Origin of the sequence: Butyricimonas sp. RTP31003st1_G1_RTP31003_210430 (genome assembly GCF_040920905.1) — a bacterium.
Classification (GTDB): domain Bacteria; phylum Bacteroidota; class Bacteroidia; order Bacteroidales; family Marinifilaceae; genus Butyricimonas; species Butyricimonas paravirosa.
Map to the genome: position 1 here is coordinate 11,478 of NZ_JBCOSQ010000002.1, position 25,534 is coordinate 37,011.

Consider the following 25,534-nt stretch of genomic DNA (forward strand, 5'->3'; position numbering starts at 1 on the left):
TGAAAATAAATATCTTTGCGAAGTTACAAATAGAAGATGTTGGAGTTTTTTATAAAGCTATATAGGAATCTTAGGTACACGGGGGTGTTACTTGTTTTGTTGTTCGTTTCCTGGACAACAAAAGGAGGGACCGGTGAGCCCGATTCCCGGATATTAATTATCAGTTCCTACAACCCGGAAACTTCCCAGACGGCTAGGAATATATCGGATTTTATAGAAGAATATGGCCTACTTGGTGGAAAATTTTCGATTGACATAGAGAATATGAATTGTAAAAGTTTCTCCGAGGCTTGTACATGGGAAGGGCGGATGAAAGAATTACTGGATAAGAATATCGAAAAGGGTTTACCGAAGCTCATTATTCTGTTGGGGCAGGAGGCATGGACGGCTTATTGGTCTCAGGATTCACTGATTACCCGGGATGTCCCGATCATGGGAGGGATGGTGAGTCGGAATGCAGTCTTGTTACCGGAGGAGGGTACCGATTTGGAGAACTGGGAGGCGGAGAGTGTGGACGTGATGAGTGATAATATTCGGGAATTAGAGGTTTTTGGCTTTGCTTACGAGTATGACGTGGTAGCGAATCTTCGGTTAATTCTGGATTTTTACCCGGAAACCAAGCATATCGCTTTTATCACGGATAATAGTTACGGGGGAGTCTCTCTGCAGGCTTTGGTGAAGAAGAAGATGAAAGAGAAATTCCCAGAGCTGGATTTGATTCTTTTGGATGGCCGGAAACACACGATTTATTCGATCAGTGATGCTATTGCCCGGTTACCGGAGAAAACGGTTATCTTGTTGGGGACGTGGCGAGTAGATAAAAATGATGGTTATTTTATGCGGAATGCTACGTATTCGATGATGATGGCGAATCCTAAAATTCCGGCTTTCACGATTACTTCTATCGGGATGGGGCATTGGGCTGTCGGGGGATGTGTACCGAAGTACCGGACTGTCGGAAAAGATATGGCCAAACAAGCTTTGGCGTTAGAGAGACAACATGATTCGACCGTGCTGGCGGGTATGCAGGTCATTCCGAACGAGTATTGTTTTGATTATACCAAGTTATGTTCAGAGGGATTCTTGAATAAAGCGGAGGTCGAGAATGCTGTTCTTTACAACAAGAAGTTGTCCTATTTCGAGGAATATAAATACCAGATTATAGGGGTTGTTTCGGCTTTTTTAGTTCTACTGTTCGGTTTTTTCCTAGCCTTATATTTCTATTTTAGAACCAAACGTTTTAAAGATGCCTTGTGGCAGGCCCAGAAAGATAATATCTTAATACTGAATAATGTTAATTCCGGGATCAAGTTTATTCATCCGGATTTCACGATAAAATGGCATAACGGGATTGATTATGATGTCGATCCGGAAAAAATTAAAAGTTCCAAGGGCCAAGTTTGTTATAAGGTTTTGAGAGGACTGGATGAACCTTGTTCTTTCTGTCCGGCGGTAATGGCCATGAAAACGGGAAAAGTGGCTGATGTTGTTGTGAAACATGGGAATTATTACGTGTATATGTTGGCGAATCCTGTTTTTGATGATGATAATAATTTGTTGGGTGTCGTGGTGCGTATGGAGGATATGACCAAGCAAAAGCAAGCGGAGCTAGAGTTACGGAAGGCAAAGGAAAAGGCAGAGGAGTCTGATCGGTTGAAGTCTGCATTTTTGGCTAACATGAGTCACGAGATTCGTACCCCGTTGAATGCTATCGTGGGATTTTCCGGGGTTCTGACTTCGGACGATTGTGATGCGGAAAGCCGTCATGAGTACGTGGCTATCATCCAAAAAAATTCAGATTTATTACTTCGCTTGATCAATGATATTCTGGATATATCCCGTTTGGAGACGGGACGATTGAAGTTGTCTTACGAGGAGGTTGAGATCGTTTCTTTGTGCCAGAGCGTGTTGGCGACAACTAGTTACGGGAAACGGGATGTGGTGGAGTACGTGTTCCGGACACCCTGTGAAGAATTTATACTGGAGACAGACGTGCAACGTTTGCAACAGATATTGATTAATTTGTTGTCGAATGCCAATAAGTTCACAGAACAGGGGAGTATCACGCTGGGAATCGAGATCAATGAAGAGCAGGATTGTGTTTATTTTAGCGTGACCGATACGGGACGGGGAATTCCGGAGGATAAACAGAAGAAGGTGTTCGAACGTTTCGAGAAACTGGATGAATACGTGCAGGGTACCGGTTTGGGATTGGCCATATGTAAGTTGACGATCACGATGATGGGCGGAGACATTTGGGTGGATGGGGATTATAAAGAGGGGGCCCGTTTTGTGGTTTGCCACCCGTTGCACTTGGACCCGCTTTCTGAAGAATAATTCGCTTTATAATAGTACTTTTCTAGTTGTTCAATTGTCTTTTATTTGATATTGTTTGTGGAATTAATAAAAGACGTATGAAACAGAATTTTTTCTTAATCTTTTGTTTGGCCTTATTAGCCGGATGTGATATAAATAAAGGTTTCACGATTGATGGTGTTGTCCCGGATGTGGAAAATGGCAGAACGATTTACTTGGTGGCTTTAGCCATGAATAGCCAGTGGGACACGCTGGGGATGAGTGTTGTCGAGAACGGGAAATTCAAAATCGAGGGAAAGATCCCCGAACCCCGGATAGCCCAGATACGGGGAATCGGGAAACGACAATCTATCCCGTTATTTTTGGAGAATGTCCCGTTTCTGGTTAAGGTTTCCGGAGAACGTCCCGTTGTGACAGGAGGAGAACTTCAAAGAATCAGTAACGAGTTTAATGATGTGAAAGCTGAAATATACAAGGATATGCCGGAGATGGAGAAGGCTTTCCGAGAAGCTCGTGAGCAAAAAGATTGGAGCCGATGTGAACAGCTTATTAAAGAAGAGGAACGGTTAGATTCCATCTATAATGAGACTGAACGACAAATCCTGGCAGAACGGGGTAACACGTTGGTGGCTGTTTACCTCGTCTCCCGGCATCACCCGAAAATGCGTTTCGAGCGTTTGAAACCGATGTACGATCGTTTAAGCGAGGAGATGAAGAGTAGTCCTTACGGGCAAGTGATCACGCAACGTTACCGGGATGCTAAAATTACCGCAGTAGGAGAGATAGCTCCTGATTTCACTTTGTTAACACCAGAAGGAGATTCTTTGTCTTTGTATTCTGTGAAAGCAAAAGTGAAAGTGCTGGATTTCTGGGCGTCTTGGTGTGGCCCTTGTCGTGCGGAAAATCCCAATGTGGTGGCCCTGTATCAGAAGTATAAAGACAAGGGATTGGAGATTCTAAGCGTGTCTTTAGATTCAAAACGGGAACCTTGGGTCAAAGCGATCCGGGAGGATGGTTTGACATGGAAGCACGTGTCGGATTTGCAAGGGTGGAAATGTTCAGCAGCACAACGTTATAAAATAAGTGCAGTACCTTCCATTTTCGTGTTGGATAGTGATAACCGGATTGTGGGGAGTTTTTTACGCGGAAAACAACTGGAACAGATGCTGGACAGCCTGATGATAGAATGATATAATTAAAGTTTTAGTGTAAATAATAATTTATTATTTATTGATTATTAGATAAAAAGTTTGTGCAATGTTTTGACTGTGTCTGAAAATGGGTTATATTTGATCATCATGAACGTGTGCATAGGGAGATATTAGATGCAATCGGATAAATCAGATATAGATATTATTGAAGGGATGCGTGAAGGTAAGGTTTCTGCATTTCGGGATTTGTATACCCGCTATTCTAATCTGATTTATCGGAACATCTTGGTGCGTGTAAATTCGTCTTTTGATGCGGACGATATTTTTCAGGATTTTTTTATTCAGGTATGGGAGAAAAGAGAGTCGCTGGAAATAACTTCGTCCGTAAAAAATTATCTACTAGTCTGGTTGAGAAACCATATCTTAAATTCGATCAAGAAAGAACAGATTCGGGATCGTTATCACGAGATGTCCGGGGAAGGTAAGAGCGAGGCCGATGATTATACTTGGGTTGAGATCGTGGCGGCGGATCTGGATGACAAGATCAAACATATCGTTCGTAAATTCCCTCCCCGATTAAGGTCCGTGTATATGTTGAGTCGAGAACAACATTTGTCGGTGAAAGAGATTGCCGATAAATTATTCGTGTCGGAACAAACGGTTAAAAATCAATTGACTGATATATTGAAAAGACTGCGGAAAGAAATTAGTCGAGAAAATTTTTGTTTATAGAATAGTACTACTTGATGTATGGAGTTGTCCTATTTATGACAGCTCGGAATAAATAAAGGGACTCCAGGCTTTTTTATGTAGTGTTTGTGGTGACTCTCGTCGGTGACTCGTCGGTATCTTGATTGTATATCAGGGTAAAGTCAGGGTAAAATGAACGCCGTGTTTCGGTGACTTATCGATGACTTATCGGTAACTTATCGAAGAGTTATAGGTGAGACGTAGGTGTAAGTGTCATGGAATACAGTCGGATAACCGATGAAAAACACGATATTTCTCCGAAAGGGATTAAGGTTTGATAACAATTATGTTGTGAAGTGTGAAAGTGAACGGGAATTAATGTAAAGTGAAACGATATGGGAGTAGATGAAATATACGATTTATTGAAGAAGTACCGGGAGAACACGTGTACACCGGAGGAACGAGAACGGATCGTGCGTTGGTATCGACAACAGGATGACGAGGTGGAGCAGTTACCCGAGATTCCCCGGAAGAAATTGGAACAGCTGTGGTATTCAATCGAGCGTAAAATGCGGGGACGGGAGAGAAGCTTGTTTTTTAGTTATGCAGCCATGCTGATCATCATGTTTTCCGTGGGGGGAGGTATTTTTTATCTGGCCAAAGAGAAGAGGGGGAATCATCCGGTGGAAACCGTTCATCAGGATTTGTTACCAGCAAAGGGTGTCGTGATGTTACAATTGAGTGACGGGCGAAGTATTCCGTTAACGGGAACGGCGATTATCAAGGAACGGGGAGGGCAGGTTATTGAAAATGATTCCGCAAAGGTGCTGGATTATACCGGTGTCCGGGAAAAAGAAGTTGAACCCGTGTATAATAAGATCACGGTACCAACCGGGGGCGAGTATTTGGTGCTTTTGTCCGACGGTTCCCGGGTTCGGTTAAATTCTTGTTCATCGCTAAGATACCCGGTCGTTTTCACGGGAGAAAATCGAACGGTGGAATTGGAGGGGGAGGCGTATTTTGAGGTAGAAAAATCCGTTCATCCTTTTTTCGTGAAAACATCCAACGTGAATGTCCGGGTAACAGGAACTACCTTTAATGTTTCTGATTATGCGGATGATAGCCGGGTAACGACAACTTTGGTCGAGGGGCAGGTAGTGGTGAACAAGCGTGATCAGGAGGAAACCTATGTCTTGGAACCGGGATTGACCTTTAAATATAAAAAGGATAATGGAAAGATTAAAATCAAGGCGGAGGACCCGGAGTTGTACGTGTCATGGATGCGGGGAAAGTTCAAGTTTGAAAATATGCGGCTGGAGGACATCGTGTGCAAGTTGAATCGTTGGTATGATTGTAACGTGGAATATGCGGACGATACGTTGCGGGACTTGCGATTCAGCGGGGCCGCGGAGAAAGACCGTCCGGCAAGTTACTTGCTGGAAATGATCGAGACGGTGACAGATGTGAAATTTGACGTGTCGGGAAAAAAGATAAGAATATCACGTAAATAAAAAACAGGGAGCTCTCACCCTCCCCGTTTTCAATTGACAAATACCATTCACGAAATGAATCAACACTATTTTTCGTGAGTGATTTATAAACTGTAATAACAAAGGTATGAAAAAAAAATGGATGTGTAAAATTTTAAGGTACATGCGAAATCTTTTTTTGCTATTATTGATTTCCGCCTCTAGCATTTGGGCAAGAGATGGTTATTCCCAAAAATCTCAAGAGATTTTTAGCGTGAAGAGCGGGACGATCGAGTCTATTTTCAGACAGATCAAAAAACAGAGTGGTTACGAGTTTTTTTACAACACGGCGGTGCTGGATGTAAAGGAAAACGTATCGTTGGCCACTCCGAACGGGACGTTGGAGGATATTTTGAGACAGGTGCTGGGGAATAAATACAGTTATTCGATCCGGGATAATTATATCCTGATTTCGGGAAAGAAACATGTTTTGCCGGATGAGGTGAAGAAAATCGTTATAAAAGGTCTTGTGAAAGATAGAAAGGGGGAATCTTTACCGGGCGTATCCGTGCTGTTGAAAGGGACGACGGTGGGCGTGGCGACAGATGTGAAAGGAGAATTCATGTTGACGATTCCCGCGCAGGACACGATCGTGTTACGATTCACGTTTATCGGGATGAAGACGAAAGACGTGGTTTACCGGGCGCAGGAGAAACCGATCGTCGTCGTGCTGGAAGAGAGCGCTACGGAAGTCGAGGAAGTGATCGTGACCGGGTACCAGGAGATTAAGAAGGAACGGATGACAGGTTCCGTGGAAGTCGTGACTTCAAAGGATATTGCGAATAAAGGGTATACCAGCGTGGAGGACGTGTTGAAGGGACAGATGGCCGGAGTGGCCGTCATGAACTTGTCGGGAAGGCCGGGAGCCCAGGCTCGAATCCGGATTCGGGGTATCAATTCCTTGACCGGGGACACGAATCCGATCTGGATCGTGGACGGGATGCCGCTTACGGGAAACGTGCCGGAGGTGAGTATGGGAGGAACGGAGTTTGAAGAGACGGTGCTGACGAGCGGTATCGGTAACATTCCCCCGGATGATATTGAAAGTATCACGGTACTGAAGGATGCGGCGGCCACGGCGATTTATGGTTCCCGTGCGGCAAACGGTGTGATCGTGGTAACCACGAAACGGGGAACGGTTGGACGTTCATACATTAATGTTCAAGTGTCCTACGGGTTGAGTGAGGCTCCGGATAACCGGTTGAAGATGATGAATACCAAGGAAAAGATTGCTTTTGAAAGAGGTATATACGAGGATTTTCCGGGGTTGAACGTTGGGGGACGGGTGTACCAGCTGTTGAAAAAGGTGGATAACGGGTTGTTGACGAAGGTCGAGGCTGAAACAGAAATCGAGAGATTGAGTAAAATCAATACAAATTGGTTTGACAAAATTTTCAGGGTGGCACATACCCAGAATTATAGCATATCCCTTTCGGGAGGTAACGAAACGACCCAGTATTATGGCAGTCTTTCTTATTTGTCGCAGGAGGGGGTGATGCCCAATAATAAATACGAGAGCATGGGGGCATCCATGAAGTTGACCCATGATTTCAATAAATTCCTGCGAGTACATTTTGATGTGCGTAGCAGTTTGCGTAACGATCGTAGTTCTGCCTCTCCGGTGAATCCGCTGGATTATGCGACTTATGCGAATACTTACGAGCGTTTGTATGACGAGGAAGGGAATTATGATTATGACCGCAGTTCGTTTTCCGAGCTTAGTTCCATTCGGGACGGGTACAGGTATGATTTTAATATCCTGAAGGATCTGAACGATAACACGACGAAATCAAGATACGTGAGTAATCAAGTGAGTTTGAAACTTGAATTCAAGATTATGGAAGGGCTGATGCTTTCTTCTATGGGGACATTCTCGAACTCGAATAATCATTCGATGAAGGAATTGGTTCCCGGTTCTTATGCCTCGAAACGGGCCTCTTGGTTGGCAGGTATATACACGGAGGGAGAGATTACGGACGAGATGAACAACGGGATGGTTCAGGAGTCTACTTCCCGTTCCCAGCAGTGGACCATCCGGAACCAGTTGGAATTTGCCCGGGGATTCTCCGGTGGCGATCATTACGTGAATGCTTACCTGGGACAAGAGGTTTCCTCTTCGAAAGGATACGGTTTTACCAGCATGATTCCGGAGTGGAGTGACGTGTACGGTGTGGCGAGTTACCCGGATTTGACCGGAGTTACGTTGAAATCTTCTTTTACCGATTTATTGGCAAAACTGGGATCCCATTCCGAAACCCAAGACCGGAGTGCATCGTTCTTTATGACTGGATCTTATAGTTACAAGGACCGCTACGTGATACAGGGAAGTGCCCGTCTGGACGGGGTGGACATTATCGGTACGGATAATCGTTTTTCACCTCTTTGGAACGTGAGTGGTAAATGGAACGTGCATAATGAGTCTTTCATGACCCGGTTCGGTTTTATCAATCAGTTGGCTTTCCGGGTGTCCTACGGTTTTGTCGGGAGTATTGACCGGAATGCCTTGCCTTTCTCTGTTTTACGTAAAGTGAGCAATTATTCGTATAACGGGGAGAAGATTATGGACCGTTATGATCCTTCCAACCCTTCAATCAAGTGGCAACGGCAGGAGAATAGGAACATTGGTTTTGACGCCTCTCTATTGAATAACCGGATCAACTTGGTCGTGAACTACTACGATAATGATACCCGAAATTTACTGGATGATAAAAAGATTGCTGCCTCGACGGGACGCCTTTCTGTGGCTGCAAATGTGGCTTCCGTGAATAACCGGGGATGGGAGATCAGTCTGCGAACTCTGAACGTGCGCACGACTGATTTCAGTTGGGTGACCTCGGTGAATTTCACGAAGAATAAAGATAAGGTGACCGAAACTTATTACCAGGATTTAAGTGAAGTCTCTGCTAGTACGAACTCGACTTTCGAGAGCATATATAATTTGTATATCCAAGGACGCCCCGTGAAAGCATTCTATGGTTACAAGTACGCGGGAGTCGATCCCTACACGGGAAACTCGCTGGCTTACGTGGACGGGTTTGATGATGATGGGAATCGTTTGGGGACTTTGACCCCGGAAGGTAAGTATGTCTATAACATGGATAATGACTTGACCACTCAGTTGGCTAATTCGTCCCGCGGTTACTTGGGACGGAGTGACCCGCCTATCACGGGAGGTTTCACCACGCAGTTTAATTACAAGCGGTTTAGCCTTTTCGCACAATTTACTTATATGACGGGACATTTGGCTCGTTCGTTCCAGTACTACGTGTCGGGAGGAACAACCAGTGCCTCTGCGAGAAACTTGTTGAAGATCGAGGCGAATCGCTGGCGGAAACCGGGTGACATGACCGATGTTCCCAAGTATGGTACTAGCCGGACCGAGTACTTGTACCAATTGTTTGATTTCCGTTTTGAGAAGGGGGACTATCTGAAATGTAATAATATTTCATTGGGATATAATCTGGACCCGGCTTTGTGTGCCAAGTTGTACATCACGAGAGCCCGTCTGAACCTGAATATGGCGAATGTTTTCACGTTGACAAAGTTCAGAGGAATAGACCCGGAAACAAAGGGTGCTTTCACTTATCCAAGCGCTCGGACATATAGTTTCACGTTATCAATCGGAATTTAATGTAAGAATTATGAAAAGAAATATATGGTTATTTTTTAGCATGGTGTTTTTATTCGGGGCGTGTTCCGATTTTTTGAACATGCCTCCCAAGAATACAAAAGTGGTTTATACGATCAGCGATGTCCGCGATGCGATGTCGACCTTGTTATTCGCAACTACTTCCTCTAGTTATCATAGCGGGGGGACCATAAGTAATAGTGTGAGGTTTAATGACGAGTACGTGCAGTTTCCTTTCACGAGGTATTGTAACGTGGCATCCATCTTGTACACGAATGACTTGGATATGGTGAATTTCCTGTTTGATGATTTTGCTAACCCGGCCCGGGGAGGACGTGGGTTTATAAAAGAGTACACGGAGGGGAAGAATTGGGAAGGATATACTTTTCCGGCGCTATTGTGGAAGAATGTTTTCATTTCTGTCGGCTATATTAATATGGTATTGAAGGATCTGGAAAACGTACCCGATTATAATAAAACGGATGCAGAGAGAATATCGGGAGAGGCACGGGTGATGAGGGCTTACTACCTGCTCCGGCTGAATCAATTTTTTGCTCCCTACGATAAGAACGAGTATGGTATCCCGTTTAATTTCGATGCAGACGTGGTGCAGGGAGGAAAGAGGTGGAAACAAACGGATTTGTATGCGAAATTGATTGGGGAGATTATGGAGGTATTGGAGTATGAGACTGTACCGGAGGAGGCTTGGAACTTATTCTTTAATAAGCGAGTGATGTACGGGATTCTGGCCCAGACCTACCAGTACAAGGCTGGGTCTTGTGCGGCCGAGGCGGATGATTGGAGTAAGGCTGAGTTTTACGCGAAGGCGGCCCGCAATGGGGAACGAGTGGAAAATACGGTAGACGAACAGTTTGAACTGACAACTGTCCCTCTGGCAAGGGGAACCACGAAACCTCACAAGTTTGCCTTGTTACGTTTTTCTTTGTATGCCTCCGCCATGAATGATTACGCGCCCTGGGGAAGACCTTCGCAACTATTGGTGCAACAACCTTCGGAAGAGTTGTACGGTCTTTATGATGAACACGATATTCGTCGGGAAGTTTATTTCCAAGAGATTGATGGGAAGATATACGTGACTCGGTGGCAATACACGAACAATCATAACGCGAATGACGTGCATGTGTTGTTCCGTTTTTCTGATTTGTTGCTTATCGAGGCGGAAGCGTTAGCCCGTCAAGAGAAGGACGGGGCTTTGGAATTGCTGAATGAATTTAAACGTAGCAAGATTCCCGGGTACACGGGGTATTCCGGGAATGACGTGATCGGGGAGATCCTGGTGGAGCGTCGTAAGGAATTTGCTTACGAGGAAATGATGAACTGGCTGGATATGAAACGGACCGGGGTTACGCTCACTCGCCGGGTGAAGGACGAGGCGACGAATGAAGTGGTGACGTACACGTTGGATAGCGATGATTACAGGTATGCGTTCCCGTTACCTGCCGATTACGAGTTGATGTATAATAATGTTCCCCAGAACCCAGGTTGGAAGTAATAAATGTAAATGAATAGAATATGATGAGATATATAATCATTTTTTTTATCACGATGCTGTTTTTTAGTTCGTGTGAAAAAGAAAAGAGCGTGATTTTTGATTTGAATATTTTACCGGATGAGATTTCAAGAATCGAGTTACGTGCAGATCACAAGATGTTGGTGCCTAACGGGGTGAGCCAGATGGGATTTCATACTTTCGTGTATGGTAAAAGAACCGTGATGTCATACGGGCGGGACGAGGAGACAAAAGAGTTTTACGGGAAAGAGATCGAGGAAGAGTTTTTGATTCCCAAGGATCAGTTGCCGGCGGATTATATCAAGGTGTATGATCAAAACGGGAACGTGTTGGAGGGAAGTTATTACACGACCACGACGGATGCTCCCGGGACGGTAAAGCAATTTTACGCGAAAGGAGGAAATTTGGAAAGCGAGCGATTGAGTATCACGATCCGGGAGTTGCCGGATGAAAACTATGAAGAAGTGGTGATTCCCGTGGTGTTTCACCTACTTGTGCCACCGGCCACGGCGGCACCATCTTACGATGTCAGCGTGGAGTTGCTGGAACGGCAGTTGCAACGGGTGTCGGATGCTTTCAACCGGAAAATTACGACAGATCCTAATGCGGGAAATGCGAAGGTCGTGTTTAAACTGGCCACGTATGACCAGAATGGATTGAAGATGCAGGAACCCGGAAAGAACGTGGAAAACATAACTGCGGCGGATTTCACGGCTATGGGAACGTCTTCCACGAAGACGACCCAGTATTTGGCGTATATTTTGGCGAATTCAAAGCGTATTATCTGGGATCCGAATAAATACATGAATATCTGGATTGCAAAGTTCACGACGTCGACTTCCAACACGGGAACCACGACGTCTTACCGAATGCTGGCACCCACGGTGATGCACTCCGATTATGAACTGACATCCATCCCGGGGATAACGATGAAACATAAGGATGCTTTTAATCTTAGTGATGTTACAAATTGTTTGGAAGTCGGGTTTATGTTGAACTTGAACGCTCTGTTGTCCCCGACGACGGTGCAGGGGAAAAACGAGTTTAGCTTGGCAACCCCGATTGCGGAGTATTTGGGTGTTCTCCAGACGAGATGCGACAAGTATAGCTATTTGAACGCGGATGGCGATAGTGATTATTGCCCGGACACGTATAGTTTTGACTACGGTTATTATCCAACCGTGTTCAAGGGAAACAATTTGGATGGTCAGCCGGAGAATGATCCGACCCGTCCGATGGAATATTTCACGTCTTTCAACGTGCTGGATATGTATAGTTACAAAAATTCCCTTTCTATCGATCAGGTGAAAAGGGTGAGAATGGTTTTGAAACAATGTCCTTCCCGGTGGGCTTATAAATCAAATTGGGCTTTCACGGGAGAAAATTGATTTTCGTGTAGTGTGGTAAATTAAAACCTTTGGCAGGACATTGGGGTGTCCTGTCGAAGGTTCTGTTTTTGGGGGAATGTTGACGTGTCGAGGAATGAAAAATTTACACGGAAGTTATCGAGTTGATATTCAATAATAAGTTGGAAATAATACATATAAACTACATCGGCTTGTGACAGGTTATTCTTGTATGGAGTATGAGATTAAATGCTCCTTTTGAAAGAATCATTAAACGAACGTTTAATGATATTTCGGAAAGACTGATTTCCTTTTTTAGCCTCATTAGTGAAATCCTTGATTGTTAATAGAAAAAAGTATCTATATTTTTTGAATATATTGCAAAATTGGATAATTTTGAAATATTATTAAACGTTCGAATATTTATCTTTAAAGCTTGGATCGTGTCGGAAAAATCGGACATTGAAATTGTACGTGATATAAAGAACGGGAGTGTCTCTGCCTTTCAAGAGTTGTATTCCCGGTATGCTGATATTGTGTATCGGAATATCCTTGCACGTGTGAACAGTTCCTTTGATGCGGATGATATTTTCCAAGACTTTTTTATCCAAGTGTGGGAAAAAAGAGATTCTTTTCAGGTCTCGTCTTCCGTGAAAGGGTATCTCTTGATTTGGTTGAGAAATCATATATTGAATTCAATAAAACAAGAACAGATTCGTGATAAATACCAGGATATATGTGCCCCGAATGAAGAGGATAATTACACGTGGGTGAAGATCGTGGCCAAGGATTTGGATGAAAATATCCGGCGAATCGTGGATGGGTTTCCTCCTCGTTTGCAATGCGTGTACATGCTCCGGCAGGAACAAAATTTATCGATAAAAGAAATTGCCGAAAAGTTGGCCGTATCCGAACAAACCGTTAAGAATCAACTAGGTGATATTACACGTAGGCTCCGATACGAGGTGAGACGTAAAAATTTTTTATTTTTCATATAGTACCTTTTGTTCCCCGAAATTGTCTTTAAGGTAAATACGGCGAATATGGGGATAAATGAAATATACGATCTTTTAAAGAAGTACCGGGAACATCGATGTACCCCGGAAGAGGAAGAGCGAATTGCTCGGTGGTACGAGCAATTTGATGATGAGGTCGAGAATTTACCGGAAGTTCCTGAAGGTAAACTAGAACAATTATGGTTTTCAATCAAACGCAAGATACATGTGCCTTGGAATCGGCGAGTGGTTGTGTTCTATCGTTATGCCGTGGCTATTATTATTTTAGCGATGGTGGGAAGTAGCGTGATTTATTTCCGAGGATCGGGAGAATCGGAACGGCAGGAGCTGACTCGGCAGGATATTCTACCAGCACAAGGTGTTGCAGTTTTGCAATTGAGTGATGGCCGGGAAGTGCCTTTAAATAGTACGGCCATTATTCAGGAACAAGAAGGCGTGGTCATAAAAAATGATTCTTCCCGGGTGCTGGACTACACGTTGGCTACCACTAAATCGGAACCTTTATATAACACGATTACAGTTCCGGCCGGGGGAGAGTTTCGAGTACTCTTGTCTGACGGGTCAAGTGTGCACTTGAATTCCTGTTCTGCCTTGACTTACCCGGTGCCTTTCACCGGGGACGTGCGAGAGGTGAAGTTAACGGGCGAGGCTTATTTTGACGTGACGAAATCGGATAAACCTTTCATCGTGAAAATGGCAGATATTGACGTGCGTGTATTGGGAACTTCTTTTAATCTTTCCGGTTACACGACGGATCAAGATGTTTCGGTGACGTTGGTTAGCGGGAAAGTCGCCGTGCGTAATCACCAGTTACAACAGGATTTCGATATTACCCCGGGGATGCGATTCGAGTATAATCGAGAGAATCATCAAGTGAAGATGGCTGAGGTAGACCCGGAACTTTATGTCTCCTGGATGCAGGGAAAGTTCCGGTTTGAGGATATGCGTTTGGAGGACATTATGGTCACGTTGAATCGTTGGTATGATTGTACGGTGTCTTATTCTGACGACGCTTTGCGGGATTTACGTTTCACCGGGGTTGCAGAGAAGGATCGTCCTGCCAGTTATCTACTGGAACTGATCGGGATGATCACGGAAGTGAAATTTCAAGTCGACGGAAAGAATATATTAATTACCCGAAAATAAAATACAGGGAAATCTCACCTTCCCTGTATCTATGGATAACAACATTCACGAAAAAGTTTACCAGACGATGTTCGTGAGTGAGTCATTAACTTTAATTACAAATGTATGAAAAAAAATGGATCGGTAAAATTTTTAAGGTACATGCGAAATCTATTTTTTCTATTATTGATTTCAGCCTCCAGCGTTTGGGCGAAAGATGTTTATTCCCAAGGTGCGCAGGAGATGTTCAGCGTGAAGAGCGGGACTATTGAGTCGATCTTCAAGCAAATTAAGAAACAGAGTAACTATGAGTTTTTTTACAACACGGCAATTTTGGATGTGAAACAGAACGTGATGTTGACTTCTACTAGCGGGACTTTGGATGAGATTCTGGCACAGGTGTTGGGCAAAAAGTACGAGTATCAGGTTAAAGATAACTATGTTCTTATTTCAGAAAGAAAGGTGAACGCACCGGATGAGGTGAAGAAAGTTACGATTAAGGGCGTGGTGAAGGATAAAAAGGGGGAATTGTTGCCGGGTGTTTCCGTTTTACTGAAAGGGACCACGATTGGTGTTGCGACAGACGTGAAGGGAGAATTTACATTAGTCGTGCCGGAACAAGAAGAGATCGTTTTGTTGTTCACCTTTATCGGGATGAAGATGAAAGAGGTCGAGTATAAAAAGCAAGTGAAACCGATTGTTGTTGTCCTTGAAGAGAATGTGAACGAGATGGATGAGGTCGTGGTGACAGGGTACCAGGAGATCAAGAAGACAAGAATGACCGGAGCGGTGGATGTCGTGACTGCCGCGCAAATCGCGAATAAAGGATATACTTCCCTGGAGGAAGTATTGAAAGGAACGTTGGCAGGAGTGACCACGATGAGTATTTCCGGCCGACCGGGCGCACAAGCCCAGATTCGTATCCGGGGAATCAATTCTTTGACGGGTAATTCAGACCCGATATGGATTGTCGACGGGATGCCTATGCAGGGGGATCTACCGTCTGTAAGCGTGGGAGCCACGGATTTACAGAACACGATTTTAACGAGTGGGGTGGGGAATATTGCCCCGGATGACATCGAGAGTATCACGATCTTGAAAGATGCCGCCGCCTCCGCTATATACGGTGCCCGTGCTGCGAACGGGGTTATCGTGATCAAGACGAAACGCGGTCGTGTGGGGAAAAGTTATCTTAATATTCAGTCCACTATTTCCGTGGAAGAGGCCCCGAAGTGTAATTTGGAGATGATGAACACGCAAGAGAAAATTGCATACGAAAGAGGTATATACGAGGATTTCCCACAAATAGCCTCGATGGGACGAGTTTCTCGTTTCTTGCGCGATGCAGATGCCGGGAAAATAACTCGTAAGGAGGCCGAGGCAGGAATCGAGGAGTTGAGTAAAATTAATACGAACTGGTATGACGAACTTTTTAGCGTGGTGTGTAATCACAATCATCATGTTTCTTTGTCGGGAGGAACGGAACAGACGCAGTTTTACGCTTCTTTTAATTACCAAAGCTCGGAAGGCGTGATGCCGAATAATAAATACAATGCGCTGGGTGCATCATTGAATTTAACTCATGATTTCAATAAATGGTTGAGAATATATGTTGACTTGAGTTCTAGTGTGCGAAATGACCAGAGTTCTTCATCATTTATCAATCCGTTACGGTATGCCACATTCGCGAATACATATGAACGTCCTTATGATGATGAGGGTAATTACGAGTACGATCGTTCTTGGATGCCGGATATGAGTATGGTGAAGGACGGGTACGAGTTTGATTTCAATATATTGAAAGATATGGAAGAGAATACTTCCAAAACGCGTTACGTGAGCAATTCAATGAGTACAAAGGTGGAATTACAGTTGTTTAAGGGCTTTATGTATTCTTTTTTGGTAACTTTATCCAATACATCTTCTCATACGAAATCCATGTTAGCTCCGGGGTCGTATTCTTCAAAATATGATTCATGGCTAAAAACGGTGTATGCCGAATCGGAAGTGCCGGATTATTTGAACCGGGGATCATTGACCGAGGCAACTGCCCGCAGTCAAAGTTGGACAGTCCGGAACCAACTTGAATATGCCCGCTTGTTTAATGATACGCATTATGTTAGTTTAGTTTTCGGGCAAGAAGCATCCTCTTCAAAAAGTAATAGTTTTACGAATTATTCCCCGGAATATGACCCGAGTAAATCGATTATCGGTTATCCGGATGTGGTAAATGTATCTGCAAATCTTTTGGGCTTGAGCAAATTGGGATCCACTGGAGAAGGACAGGATCGAAGTGCTTCATTTTTTATATCGGGTACTTACACATACAAAGACCGATATGTTGTTGCTGGCAGTATGAGATGGGATGGAGCAGATCTTATCGGGACTGCTAATCGTTTCTCTCCGTTGTGGAATGCCAGTTTTAAATGGAATTTGCAAGAAGAGAATTTTATAAGGTCACTGGGCTTTATCGATGTTTTGGCTCTTCGTGGTTCTTACGGTTACACGGGAAGTATCGACCGAAATGCTTATCCGTTCACGCTATTGACTTATGGCTACACGTCTTACCGTTACCAGAATGAGCTGGTTCCTTCGTCTGTTAAACCGGGTAATCCTTCTATCAAGTGGCAAAAGAAGCAAGATCGTAGTGTGGGACTTGATTTTTCGCTCTTTCGGAATCGGATTAACGGAACAGTGAACTACTATAACAATGTTACGCGGGACTTACTGGACACGAAACGTGTACCTTACTCCGTCGGACGGGGAGACGTGGTTGCTAACGTCGCTTCTTTGCGAAATTCAGGGTGGGAGATTTCTATAAACACGGTGAATGTTGTTTTTGGCGATTTTCGTTGGACAACAGGCTTTAATATCGCGTTTAATGATAATAAGGTGGAAGAGACATTTTATAAATCGATAATGGATTTACCCAGTGAACTGACTGTTGGCTATAAGCAATTCGTGGAAGGGTATCCGGTTAACGCGTATTACGGTTATAAGTATGCCGGGGTTGATCCTCTGACCGGGCATTCGTTGATTTACGTGAACGCCGTGGATGAATACGGGCAGCAAATGGGACATATTCAAGATGATGGACGCTATGTTATTGATGCAGACCAGATGTTACCCGATGAAGCCAAATCCTACCTGGGTGAAGCGTATCCCCCTATTTCCGGAGGTTTTAACACGGATTTTACCTATAAGCGTTTAAGCTTGCAAGCTTCTTTCTCCTTTATGACCGGGCACAAGATCGGTTCGTTCCGTAATTATGGTGAAAGAAGTGTTTACGATGCCAATAAAAACGTGTTTAAGGATGAATTAAACCGTTGGAGAAAACCGGGAGATATAACGACTGTGCCCGAGTTGACTTTAGACTACCGGGCATTCGAGACCGCATCTATGGATTCCTATATAGAAGATGGAAGTTTCTTGCGTTGCAATTATATTTCTTTGGGATATAATGTCGCCCCGGAGTTGTGCCGGAAAGCTTACCTGACACGTGCCCGTTTGAGTTTTAACGTGCATAACGTGTTTACGATCACCAAATATAGCGGGATTGACCCGGAAACGATGGGCGCATTCGGATACCCGAGTGCCAGAAGGTATATGTTGACGTTAAGTTTAGGTATTTAAAATTGAGTCTATGAAAAAAATATTGTTTTTTCTTTGTATCGTGGGAATATGTTCCTCGTGTAAGGATTTCTTGAATTTGACCCCTAAAAATAAGGTAGTGGTTTACACGTTGGAAGATGTAAAGCAAACCATGTCTTCGTACTTTTTTGCGATGGCTTCTAATTATCAATCTGTTTATTTTAACGGGGAAGCAATCACGTTCCCTTTTGATTCCGATATTGCCACTTCTTTTGCGATGTACGGAAATGATGTGAATATGCTCGAATGGAGATATTATCAAATCGGGCAGTATTATGATGATTTATACCGAGAAAATATAGACTGGAAGGGACTGACTTTAGCCAATCGGTTGTGGAAACGTTTGTATCTGTCCATCGGTTATATGAATGAAATATTTCATAATCTGGGAAATGTACCGGATAAAAACGAGAATCTTGATGAATATACGCGAATCACTGCAGAAGCTAAAATATTCAGGGCATATTATATTTTTAAGTTGACCCAGTATTTCTCTCCTTATAAAGATAATAATTTGGGTATTCCGTTAAATCTGGATTCAGACAACGTGATCGGTTCCGGGCGCTGGAAACAAACAGATGTGTATAAATTTATTCTGGATGAATTGCACGAGGTAGAGCAATTCGATGTGTTGCCCACGAAATGGAATGTGATGTATAGTCAAGACATTATCTATTCTCTGTTGGCGGAGATATATTGTTATAAGGCTGAATCTGCTGCTGCTGAAGATTCGGATTGGAGTAATGCCGAGAAATATTCTAATCTGGTCATGTCGAAACGTAAGCTTGCTACTACCAGGGATGAATTGCTTGACATGTCGATCCCGGATGATTACCCGATGGGTATAACAAAAGATAATCTTTATACCCAGTTATTGTTGGTTTATAATGGAGCTAAGACCGGAATCTATTTTGCCCCTTGGGGAGCCGAGGATGAGCGTCAATTACCGGAATTGGATTTGGTAGATTTGTATGATGAAGGTGATATTCGCTTGGATGCTTATCTTGGTTTTCAGGAAATGGATGGTAATGATAAGTGGTATGTTCAAAAGTGGAATACTTACCGGAGGAATTACAATTCGGTGCAAATTTTATTCCGGGTTGCCGAGATGTATTTGATTAATGCGGAGGCGAAGGCACGCATGGGACAGATGGATTTGGCGAAAGAGGTGTTGGAGAAATTTAAGCGTTTCCGGGTGCCGGGATACGGGGATTTTACAGGTGATGTCTTGCAAGAGATACTGAATGAACGGCGAAAAGAGTTCTGTTACGAAGGTGATTACCGATTCTTGGATATGAAACGTCTGGGATTGAAAATAGAACGCAAGGGATTAGATCTTGACGATAAAAGTGTTCATACATTTACCTTGGAATCGGATGACTACCGTTATACTCTACCGATTCCTAATGACGCTGAATTATTGTATAATAATAACATTGAACAAAATCCGGGTTGGCATTTAGTGGAATAAAACTTGCAAATTATGAAATATATTAATTTAATAATGGGAATATTACTTCTGGCATCATGTTCGCCGGAAGATGTTACGGTGAAGGATTTCTCCGTGACGGGGGCAGATATTAAAGCTTTGATTTTGCGGGCGGATCACAAGACGTTATTGCCGAATGGTGTTGCCAAGATGGAATTTCATGTGTTAGCTTTTGGCGAGAAAGAACTCACGAAATACACGGATGTGCAAAAAGCGGACACGATGTATTATAATGAAGAGAGTGTGAAAGTACTTTATGAAATTCCTAGCGATTTACTCCCAAAAGACTATATTAAAGTGTATGATGAGAATGGGACAGAACTCAAGGATAATATCTTTTCAACAACGGAACCCGGTGTGCGTGAAATTCGTTTTTATGCGCAGGCGGGCGATGTCAGAAGTGATGATTACGAAATAACGATTCGGGAATTGCCGGACGAAAATTATGACGAAATCGTGTATCCGGTAATATTTCACGTGCTGATACCGCCTCCATCCAGTGGGCCGACTTATTCCATTAGTTCCGAGTTCTTGCAGGAAAAATTGGATCGAATAAATGATATTTTTAACCGGAAAGTGACCACGGATCCTAATGGTGGAAACGCGAAGATCTCATTTCGATTGGCGGAATATGATGAAGATGGTATGCCGCTAGTGGAAAAAGGAAAGCATGAGGTACAGATGAGTTCCGCTTTGAGTAGTAAGGATTCTTATGTTGAATATATTGAAAGTCGTTTAATCTGGGATCCGAGGCAGTACTTGAATATATGGATTGCTAAATTTTCGAATAGCATTTCTGATAGCGGATCGGAAACTTATTATGCGCTGGATCCGAGTTTTATGCTAAGTGGAAACGAGGATATTCCGGGTTTTAATATTGAAGTGGTTGATAATTATACCGTTTGGGATATGGTAAATTTTAGAGATGCCGGTTTTATGGTGAATTATCATGAGTTCTTAAATCCCAATGCTATGGGGAGTAACTCTTTCGAACTTGGGACTGCTTTGGCAGCCTATTTCGGGTTGAGAAGGACGGATTATTATGACAATAGCGATATTTATTGGCAAGTAATTGAAACCGGGGATACGGATTATTGTCCTGATACTTATTTTTATTCTAAATGGAATCAATTGATTTACAAGAATAATGATCTTAGTGAATGTTCTTATGACCTTGATGTAGATCCTATCGAGTATTTTACTTCGTTTAACGTGATGGATCGATATAGTCGGAAAAATTCACTTTCAGTGGATCAGGTAAAAAGAATACGTTCTGTCATAAAAGCTTGTCCTTCCCGTTGGGCGTATAAGTCTACTTGGGCTTTCACTGGGGAAGAATAATTATTAATAGTGTGTGATGATGTCCCACGATGATTTTAGATCGTGGGACAATTTTGTTTAATACATCATCCCGAATAACCATAGCGGGATTTTATTTCCGAATCCTGTTTCAGCGTTATCGAAAACGACGTAACTATCGGGTATATCCTTGATTTGGTCGTAATTCTTGTTTTTTTCCCCGATTTCGAAAGTGTAAATGTTATCAACCAAGAAGTCTCCTTTTGGGGGAATTGTTAAGGTATGGTTCATGGCAACTTGATTGGCGAAAAAGGTTTCTCGCTTGTTCCCGTCGTTTATATTGGAGGTCGTGAGAGCATACAATAAATTCGTGTTATCTAGGTAGATCTTCTCTGGTTTATTTAATGAATTCATTCCTTTCTTCGAGGACGGGAGCATTTTGATCAGTTTGGCTTTTTCTAGGAAACTGAGATATTTGATGCTTGAAGTCCTGTTTGTCTCTATTTCTGCGCTTAGTGACGTCATGTTTGGTGTAAAAGGGACCAGGGACGAGATGATCATCAATATCTTTTTTATTTTCAATAGCGTGGTATATTCGATGTTTTCAACGGCGGGCAAGTCATAATCAAGGATGGTATTGATCATGTTTTGTAGCCGCAGTAGATAATTCTTGCTATTTTCTTTATAAAATGGATAGTATCCTTGTTTTAAATATTCCTCGAACAAGGGTAATATTTTGATTTTAGACGTTATTTCAGAGGCAATATTCAGATGATTGTTTAATATATCTGATAAGGATAGGGGAGGAAGGTCTATATCATGTTCAAACTTCAGGTATTCTCGAAGTGATAATCCTTGTAAATGGTAATGTATTGCCCGGCGTGAAAGGTCTGCATTGGATTTATATATTTCAAGAATTGATGATCCCGTGAATATAATATGTATTTCTGGATAACTGTCGTATATGTTTTTGATTTCAATAGACCAGTTGGGATAGCGATGGACTTCATCGAGAAATAGATGAGTACCCCCGTGAGTATAAAAATATTCTACGAGATCCGTTAATGAATTTTTGGCGAACCAGATATTATCAAGACTGACATATATTGCCCGAGTCCTGTCCGTGAAATTATTTTTGATATATTGTAGCAAGAGGGTGGTTTTCCCTGTTCCTCGTGCTCCAGTTATCCCGATAAGGCGGTCCTGCCAGTCAATCGTGTTGTAAAGATAACGTTGGAAGTTGACAGGAGTTGAGTCGATAAGCCTGATATAATTTCGGATAAGTGTTTCCATCTTCATTTTATTTTTATGCAAATATACAAAAAGTGTACCTTCTAAGGTACACTTTTATGAGAAAATCGTACCTTTCGTGGTACAATTTATACTGAAAAACGTACCGTTGAAGGTACGTTTTTCTTATTTATCGGGTATAAAAATCGATTTGTTTCTTGATAGCCCGGATACAAACGGGGCAGAAGTCATCACCGGATAGGGTGTTCATCAAACAGTCATAACGAGGACGGTAAACACCCTTGGACACGTAACCACCTCCTTCATAGGCCCCGAGTTTCTTGGGATTTTGGGGATCGTAGGTAGTGGGAACGGGGGTATCTTTATCAAGCATATCTTTCCATTTCTTATTAAAGTTTGTCAGTGTGGTAAGATTAGCCTCCCAAGGTTCCACGTTGGTCGGGTACATATCGTTGTAACTGCTGCCGACTTCCACGTATTCGTCTCCAAGGCCGAGAAACAGGTGGCCGAACTCGTGAACATAAACCTTGGCTGCATGGAGGTTACCGGAAATGCTGATACCGTAATGGTTATAGATGGCTCCACCACCATATTTTTGCGTGTTGGCAATAATGTAGATGAAGTCGTAGGGGACGTTAGCGGATAAATCCCGTAAACTTTTATTATCGTAGGTCATGATGTAACGTTCGGAATCGAAAGTGTAAAAGGAAGAATTCAGTATGGTATTCTTCCAAATGTATTCACCGGGAATATCGACACCGGATTCTTGTGAAGGGGCAAGGACAGCCCGGATGTTAAATAGACCTTGATTTTCTTTGTAAGGAGAAAGGCTGAACAGGCCTTCCGCGAAAAGTTTGCAATCGGCTTTAAATTTGTCCATTTCATCTGCCGTGTAACCTTCGGGGAGCAGGACGATATCCACCCGGCGTGACGGGTTTCCGGTGTAATGCACGTCATAAGTCGGGAACTGCATCCGGCGATCCTTCTTGATAAAATAGCTATCAACATCCACGGTGTATTCAAATTTCTTTACGAATTTACCTTTCTTGTTCCGGGCGGATATTTCAATGCGTACGTCATTTTTCGGGAAAGGCATGACTACAGTCTCTGAACAGCAACGTTGAGTTGTTTTCGCTTCATCGGTGGTTTGCCATTCCCAGAAAAGAGTGCAATATCCCCTGGAATAGATGAGTTGGTTGGAGGCCACGTCGTACACGTTGAGATAATAATTCCCGTAGAACATGGTATCAATGAGGTTGGTCTTCGAACCGCCCCAGTAAGGTTCCTCTAATAACTCCTCGAAATAAATTTCGTCATGCTGGCTATCCCCGCAATGGGCGTAATCCATACGTAAAGTTTTGTTGTGAAAGTATTTGTCGAATTGGGCCCAGGATTGATTTGCTTGTAATAATAACATGATACAGGGCAAGAGTGCTATGATTCGTTTCATAAATCTGTTTTATTATGTGTTTATCTTTGTGCAAAGATAGTTTTTTACTATTTTTATACACGAATAAATCTGTATAATAATCCTTAGGGAAAATGGTTCAAGATGAGTTATTAATAGAGCAGTTGAATCAAAAGCAGGTGGGAGCTTTTAAAATATTGTTTGACCGATTTTATCGTTATCTCGTGCTATATGCCATGAAGTGGGTAGAGAGACAAGAGATTGCGGAGGATGTCGTGCAGGACTTATTCGTGCAGGTGTGGGAACGGGATACGATTTACAGTTCCTACTATGGTTTTAAGAATTTCTTGTATAACTCGGTGAAGAATGCCTCGTTGGATTATTTGAAACACAAGGAAGTGGAGGGAAAGTATGTGCGTTACACGCTTCGGACATCAGAGGCGGGCGAAATGCCTGAATTGGAGGTTATGAAAGATGAGGTGTACCGCCGTTTATACCAGGTATTGGATGAACTACCCAAACGGTGCCAGGAAGTGTTTAAACATTACCTGGAAGGAAAAAAGAATAGCGAAATTGCGGAAATCCTTCAAATATCCGAATTAACCGTGAAGACTCAAAAACGGAATGCTATTGTTTATTTGCGAAAAAGATTGGGTGGTGTATATGTGCTATATGCCTTGTTTAAAGTGGGTTTCATGTGATTGGAAAATATTTTCTAAAAAAAGTCGATTTTTTATACTCCTTTTTTTTGCTCTTGTCGTCTTTGGTGTAAAATAACAAGGATGATGAAACATTACGATGAATATATCATACAATTAATCCAACTTTATCTCGTGGGGGATTTATCTGGGGAAGAAAAAGTGAAGTTGGAGGAGTGGGTTAGTCAAGAGCCTTCGCATGAAAAACTTTTTAAAGAGATTTGTGATGAAAAGAATGTTGCCCATGATTTTGGTATTTACGAGAATGTGAATAAAGATTCTGCATGGGAGAAGGTCATTTTGAAGGGAAACATCAAAGAGAAGCATAATACCCGTCGTTTAGGGTGGTATAAATTCGTGGCAGCCGTGATGATTCCCTTGATGATGGTGGCAGCGGGATATTTTATAAGAGAAACGAAACCGGGTGCCGAACAAAAGGGTACGGAATTGGCCAGTATAGAGCCCGGAAAGAGCAAGGCTATTCTTCGGTTGGCTGATAATCGGGTGATTGAAATCACGAGAGAACAAGAAACTCGTTTTGACGTGGCAGAAGGTATCGCGGCTACCAATAACTCGTTAGGAATGGTTTACCCGGAGCAGGTGGCAACGGGAAAGACGGAATATAACGTGTTGGAAGTTCCTCGTGGAGGAGAATACACGGTTACCTTGTCCGACGGGACGGTTGTTTACTTGAATTCGGGCAGTGAGTTGCGTTACCCCGTGGCTTTCGGGACTGAACGGCGAGACGTGTTTCTTTCCGGGGAAGGATATTTTGAAGTGGCAAAAGATGCAAAACGACCTTTTTTCGTGAACGTGGATAAATTAAAAATCCGGGTTTATGGAACTTCTTTTAACGTAAACACGTACAATCTTGCAAATGTTGAGACTGTTTTGGTCGAGGGAAAGATTGGTATTCAAGAAACGAATACGAACATTGAATATTCGGTGATGCCGGGACAGTTGGCTCTTTATAACAGAGAGAAAGGCACTATGGAAATTCGGGATGTGGATGTGCGGCCTTACGTGGCGTGGAAAGAGCATGAGTTTATGTTTGATAACGAGAGTTTGGAAGAGATTATGAACACGTTGTCTCTATGGTATGACGTGGATGTGTTCTTCCAGACGGCAAGTTTGAAACAACTGCATTTTACCGGGCATTTGGGACGTTACGAGGAAGTTTCCCATATTCTTGATGCTATATCAGGAGTGACTCAGGTGAAATTCTCTGTGAAAGGAAGGACGATTATCGTGATGGAATAAAAGAATAGCGGAAAATGTTACGAGCATCTTCCGCCATTAATGATAATAGGACAACAGGCTAATGTTACGAGCAATGCCTGATTGTAAATACTAACATTCTAACTACAAAGGTATGGAAAAAATTCTATTATGCCTTAGGGTTTACC

Annotated in this window: 16 protein-coding genes; 14 read left to right on the top strand and 2 right to left on the bottom strand. The window is 42.9% G+C overall.

The window, feature by feature from the left end; genetic code table 11:
• Positions 1-36 precede the first annotated feature (36 nt).
• The 12 genes from AB5542_RS00785 (at position 37) to AB5542_RS00840 (ending at position 20,813) form a co-directional block, all read left to right on the top strand.
• Positions 37-2,337: a sensor histidine kinase gene (locus AB5542_RS00785; RefSeq protein WP_279037821.1), complete on the top strand. Its 2,301-nt coding sequence runs from the start codon at positions 37-39 to the stop codon at positions 2,335-2,337.
• A 77-nt stretch (positions 2,338-2,414) separates the two neighbouring features.
• Entirely contained in the window at positions 2,415-3,506 is a 1,092-nt protein-coding gene (locus tag AB5542_RS00790; RefSeq protein WP_279037824.1) for a TlpA disulfide reductase family protein, read from the top strand.
• A 135-nt stretch (positions 3,507-3,641) separates the two neighbouring features.
• A complete protein-coding gene (locus tag AB5542_RS00795) occupies positions 3,642-4,199 on the top strand; it encodes an RNA polymerase sigma factor (RefSeq protein WP_279037827.1) in 558 nt (185 codons plus the stop codon).
• A 353-nt stretch (positions 4,200-4,552) separates the two neighbouring features.
• Positions 4,553-5,668 (top strand): FecR family protein, encoded by a 1,116-nt coding sequence (locus AB5542_RS00800; RefSeq protein WP_087421007.1) that lies wholly within the window; start codon positions 4,553-4,555, stop codon positions 5,666-5,668.
• 142 nt (positions 5,669-5,810) lie between these two features.
• A complete protein-coding gene (locus AB5542_RS00805; protein ID WP_279037831.1) occupies positions 5,811-9,317 on the top strand; it encodes a SusC/RagA family TonB-linked outer membrane protein in 3,507 nt (1,168 codons plus the stop codon).
• 10 nt (positions 9,318-9,327) lie between these two features.
• Positions 9,328-10,827: a RagB/SusD family nutrient uptake outer membrane protein gene (locus AB5542_RS00810; protein WP_279037832.1), complete on the top strand. Its 1,500-nt coding sequence runs from the start codon at positions 9,328-9,330 to the stop codon at positions 10,825-10,827.
• A 20-nt stretch (positions 10,828-10,847) separates the two neighbouring features.
• Positions 10,848-12,233 carry a hypothetical protein gene (locus AB5542_RS00815; protein WP_087421010.1) on the top strand — a complete coding sequence of 462 codons (1,386 nt, stop codon included), beginning with the start codon at positions 10,848-10,850 and terminating at the stop codon, positions 12,231-12,233.
• 401 nt (positions 12,234-12,634) lie between these two features.
• On the top strand, positions 12,635-13,189 hold the full coding sequence (locus AB5542_RS00820) for an RNA polymerase sigma factor (RefSeq protein ID WP_279037833.1): 555 nt from the start codon (positions 12,635-12,637) through the stop codon (positions 13,187-13,189).
• A gap of 45 nt (positions 13,190-13,234) precedes the next feature.
• Positions 13,235-14,353, top strand: coding sequence for a FecR family protein (locus AB5542_RS00825; RefSeq protein ID WP_279037835.1), 1,119 nt, complete (start codon positions 13,235-13,237; stop codon positions 14,351-14,353).
• Positions 14,354-14,494: 141 nt separating this feature from the next.
• Complete coding sequence (locus AB5542_RS00830) at positions 14,495-17,965, top strand: SusC/RagA family TonB-linked outer membrane protein (protein ID WP_279037837.1); 3,471 nt, start codon at positions 14,495-14,497, stop codon at positions 17,963-17,965.
• 10 nt (positions 17,966-17,975) lie between these two features.
• Entirely contained in the window at positions 17,976-19,454 is a 1,479-nt protein-coding gene (locus AB5542_RS00835) for a RagB/SusD family nutrient uptake outer membrane protein (RefSeq protein WP_279037839.1), read from the top strand.
• A 12-nt stretch (positions 19,455-19,466) separates the two neighbouring features.
• Positions 19,467-20,813 carry a hypothetical protein gene (locus AB5542_RS00840; protein WP_279037840.1) on the top strand — a complete coding sequence of 449 codons (1,347 nt, stop codon included), beginning with the start codon at positions 19,467-19,469 and terminating at the stop codon, positions 20,811-20,813.
• 57 nt (positions 20,814-20,870) lie between these two features.
• Here AB5542_RS00840 and AB5542_RS00845 read toward each other — a convergent pair whose 3' ends face one another.
• Together AB5542_RS00845 and AB5542_RS00850 are read right to left on the bottom strand one after the other, a co-directional pair.
• Positions 20,871-22,064 carry an ATP-binding protein gene (locus AB5542_RS00845; protein ID WP_279037843.1) on the bottom strand — a complete coding sequence of 398 codons (1,194 nt, stop codon included), beginning with the start codon at positions 22,062-22,064 and terminating at the stop codon, positions 20,871-20,873.
• Positions 22,065-22,191: 127 nt separating this feature from the next.
• Positions 22,192-23,472, bottom strand: coding sequence for a M64 family metallopeptidase (locus tag AB5542_RS00850; protein ID WP_279037845.1), 1,281 nt, complete (start codon positions 23,470-23,472; stop codon positions 22,192-22,194).
• 92 nt (positions 23,473-23,564) lie between these two features.
• On the opposite strand from AB5542_RS00850, the gene AB5542_RS00855 reads away from it, so the two are divergent.
• Both AB5542_RS00855 and AB5542_RS00860 read left to right on the top strand, forming a co-directional pair.
• The gene (locus tag AB5542_RS00855; protein ID WP_087421017.1) at positions 23,565-24,131 is read left to right on the top strand and encodes an RNA polymerase sigma-70 factor; all 567 of its coding nucleotides are present in this window, start codon (positions 23,565-23,567) and stop codon (positions 24,129-24,131) included.
• 84 nt (positions 24,132-24,215) lie between these two features.
• Positions 24,216-25,388 carry a FecR family protein gene (locus AB5542_RS00860; protein ID WP_279037848.1) on the top strand — a complete coding sequence of 391 codons (1,173 nt, stop codon included), beginning with the start codon at positions 24,216-24,218 and terminating at the stop codon, positions 25,386-25,388.
• Positions 25,389-25,534: the final 146 nt, after the last annotated feature.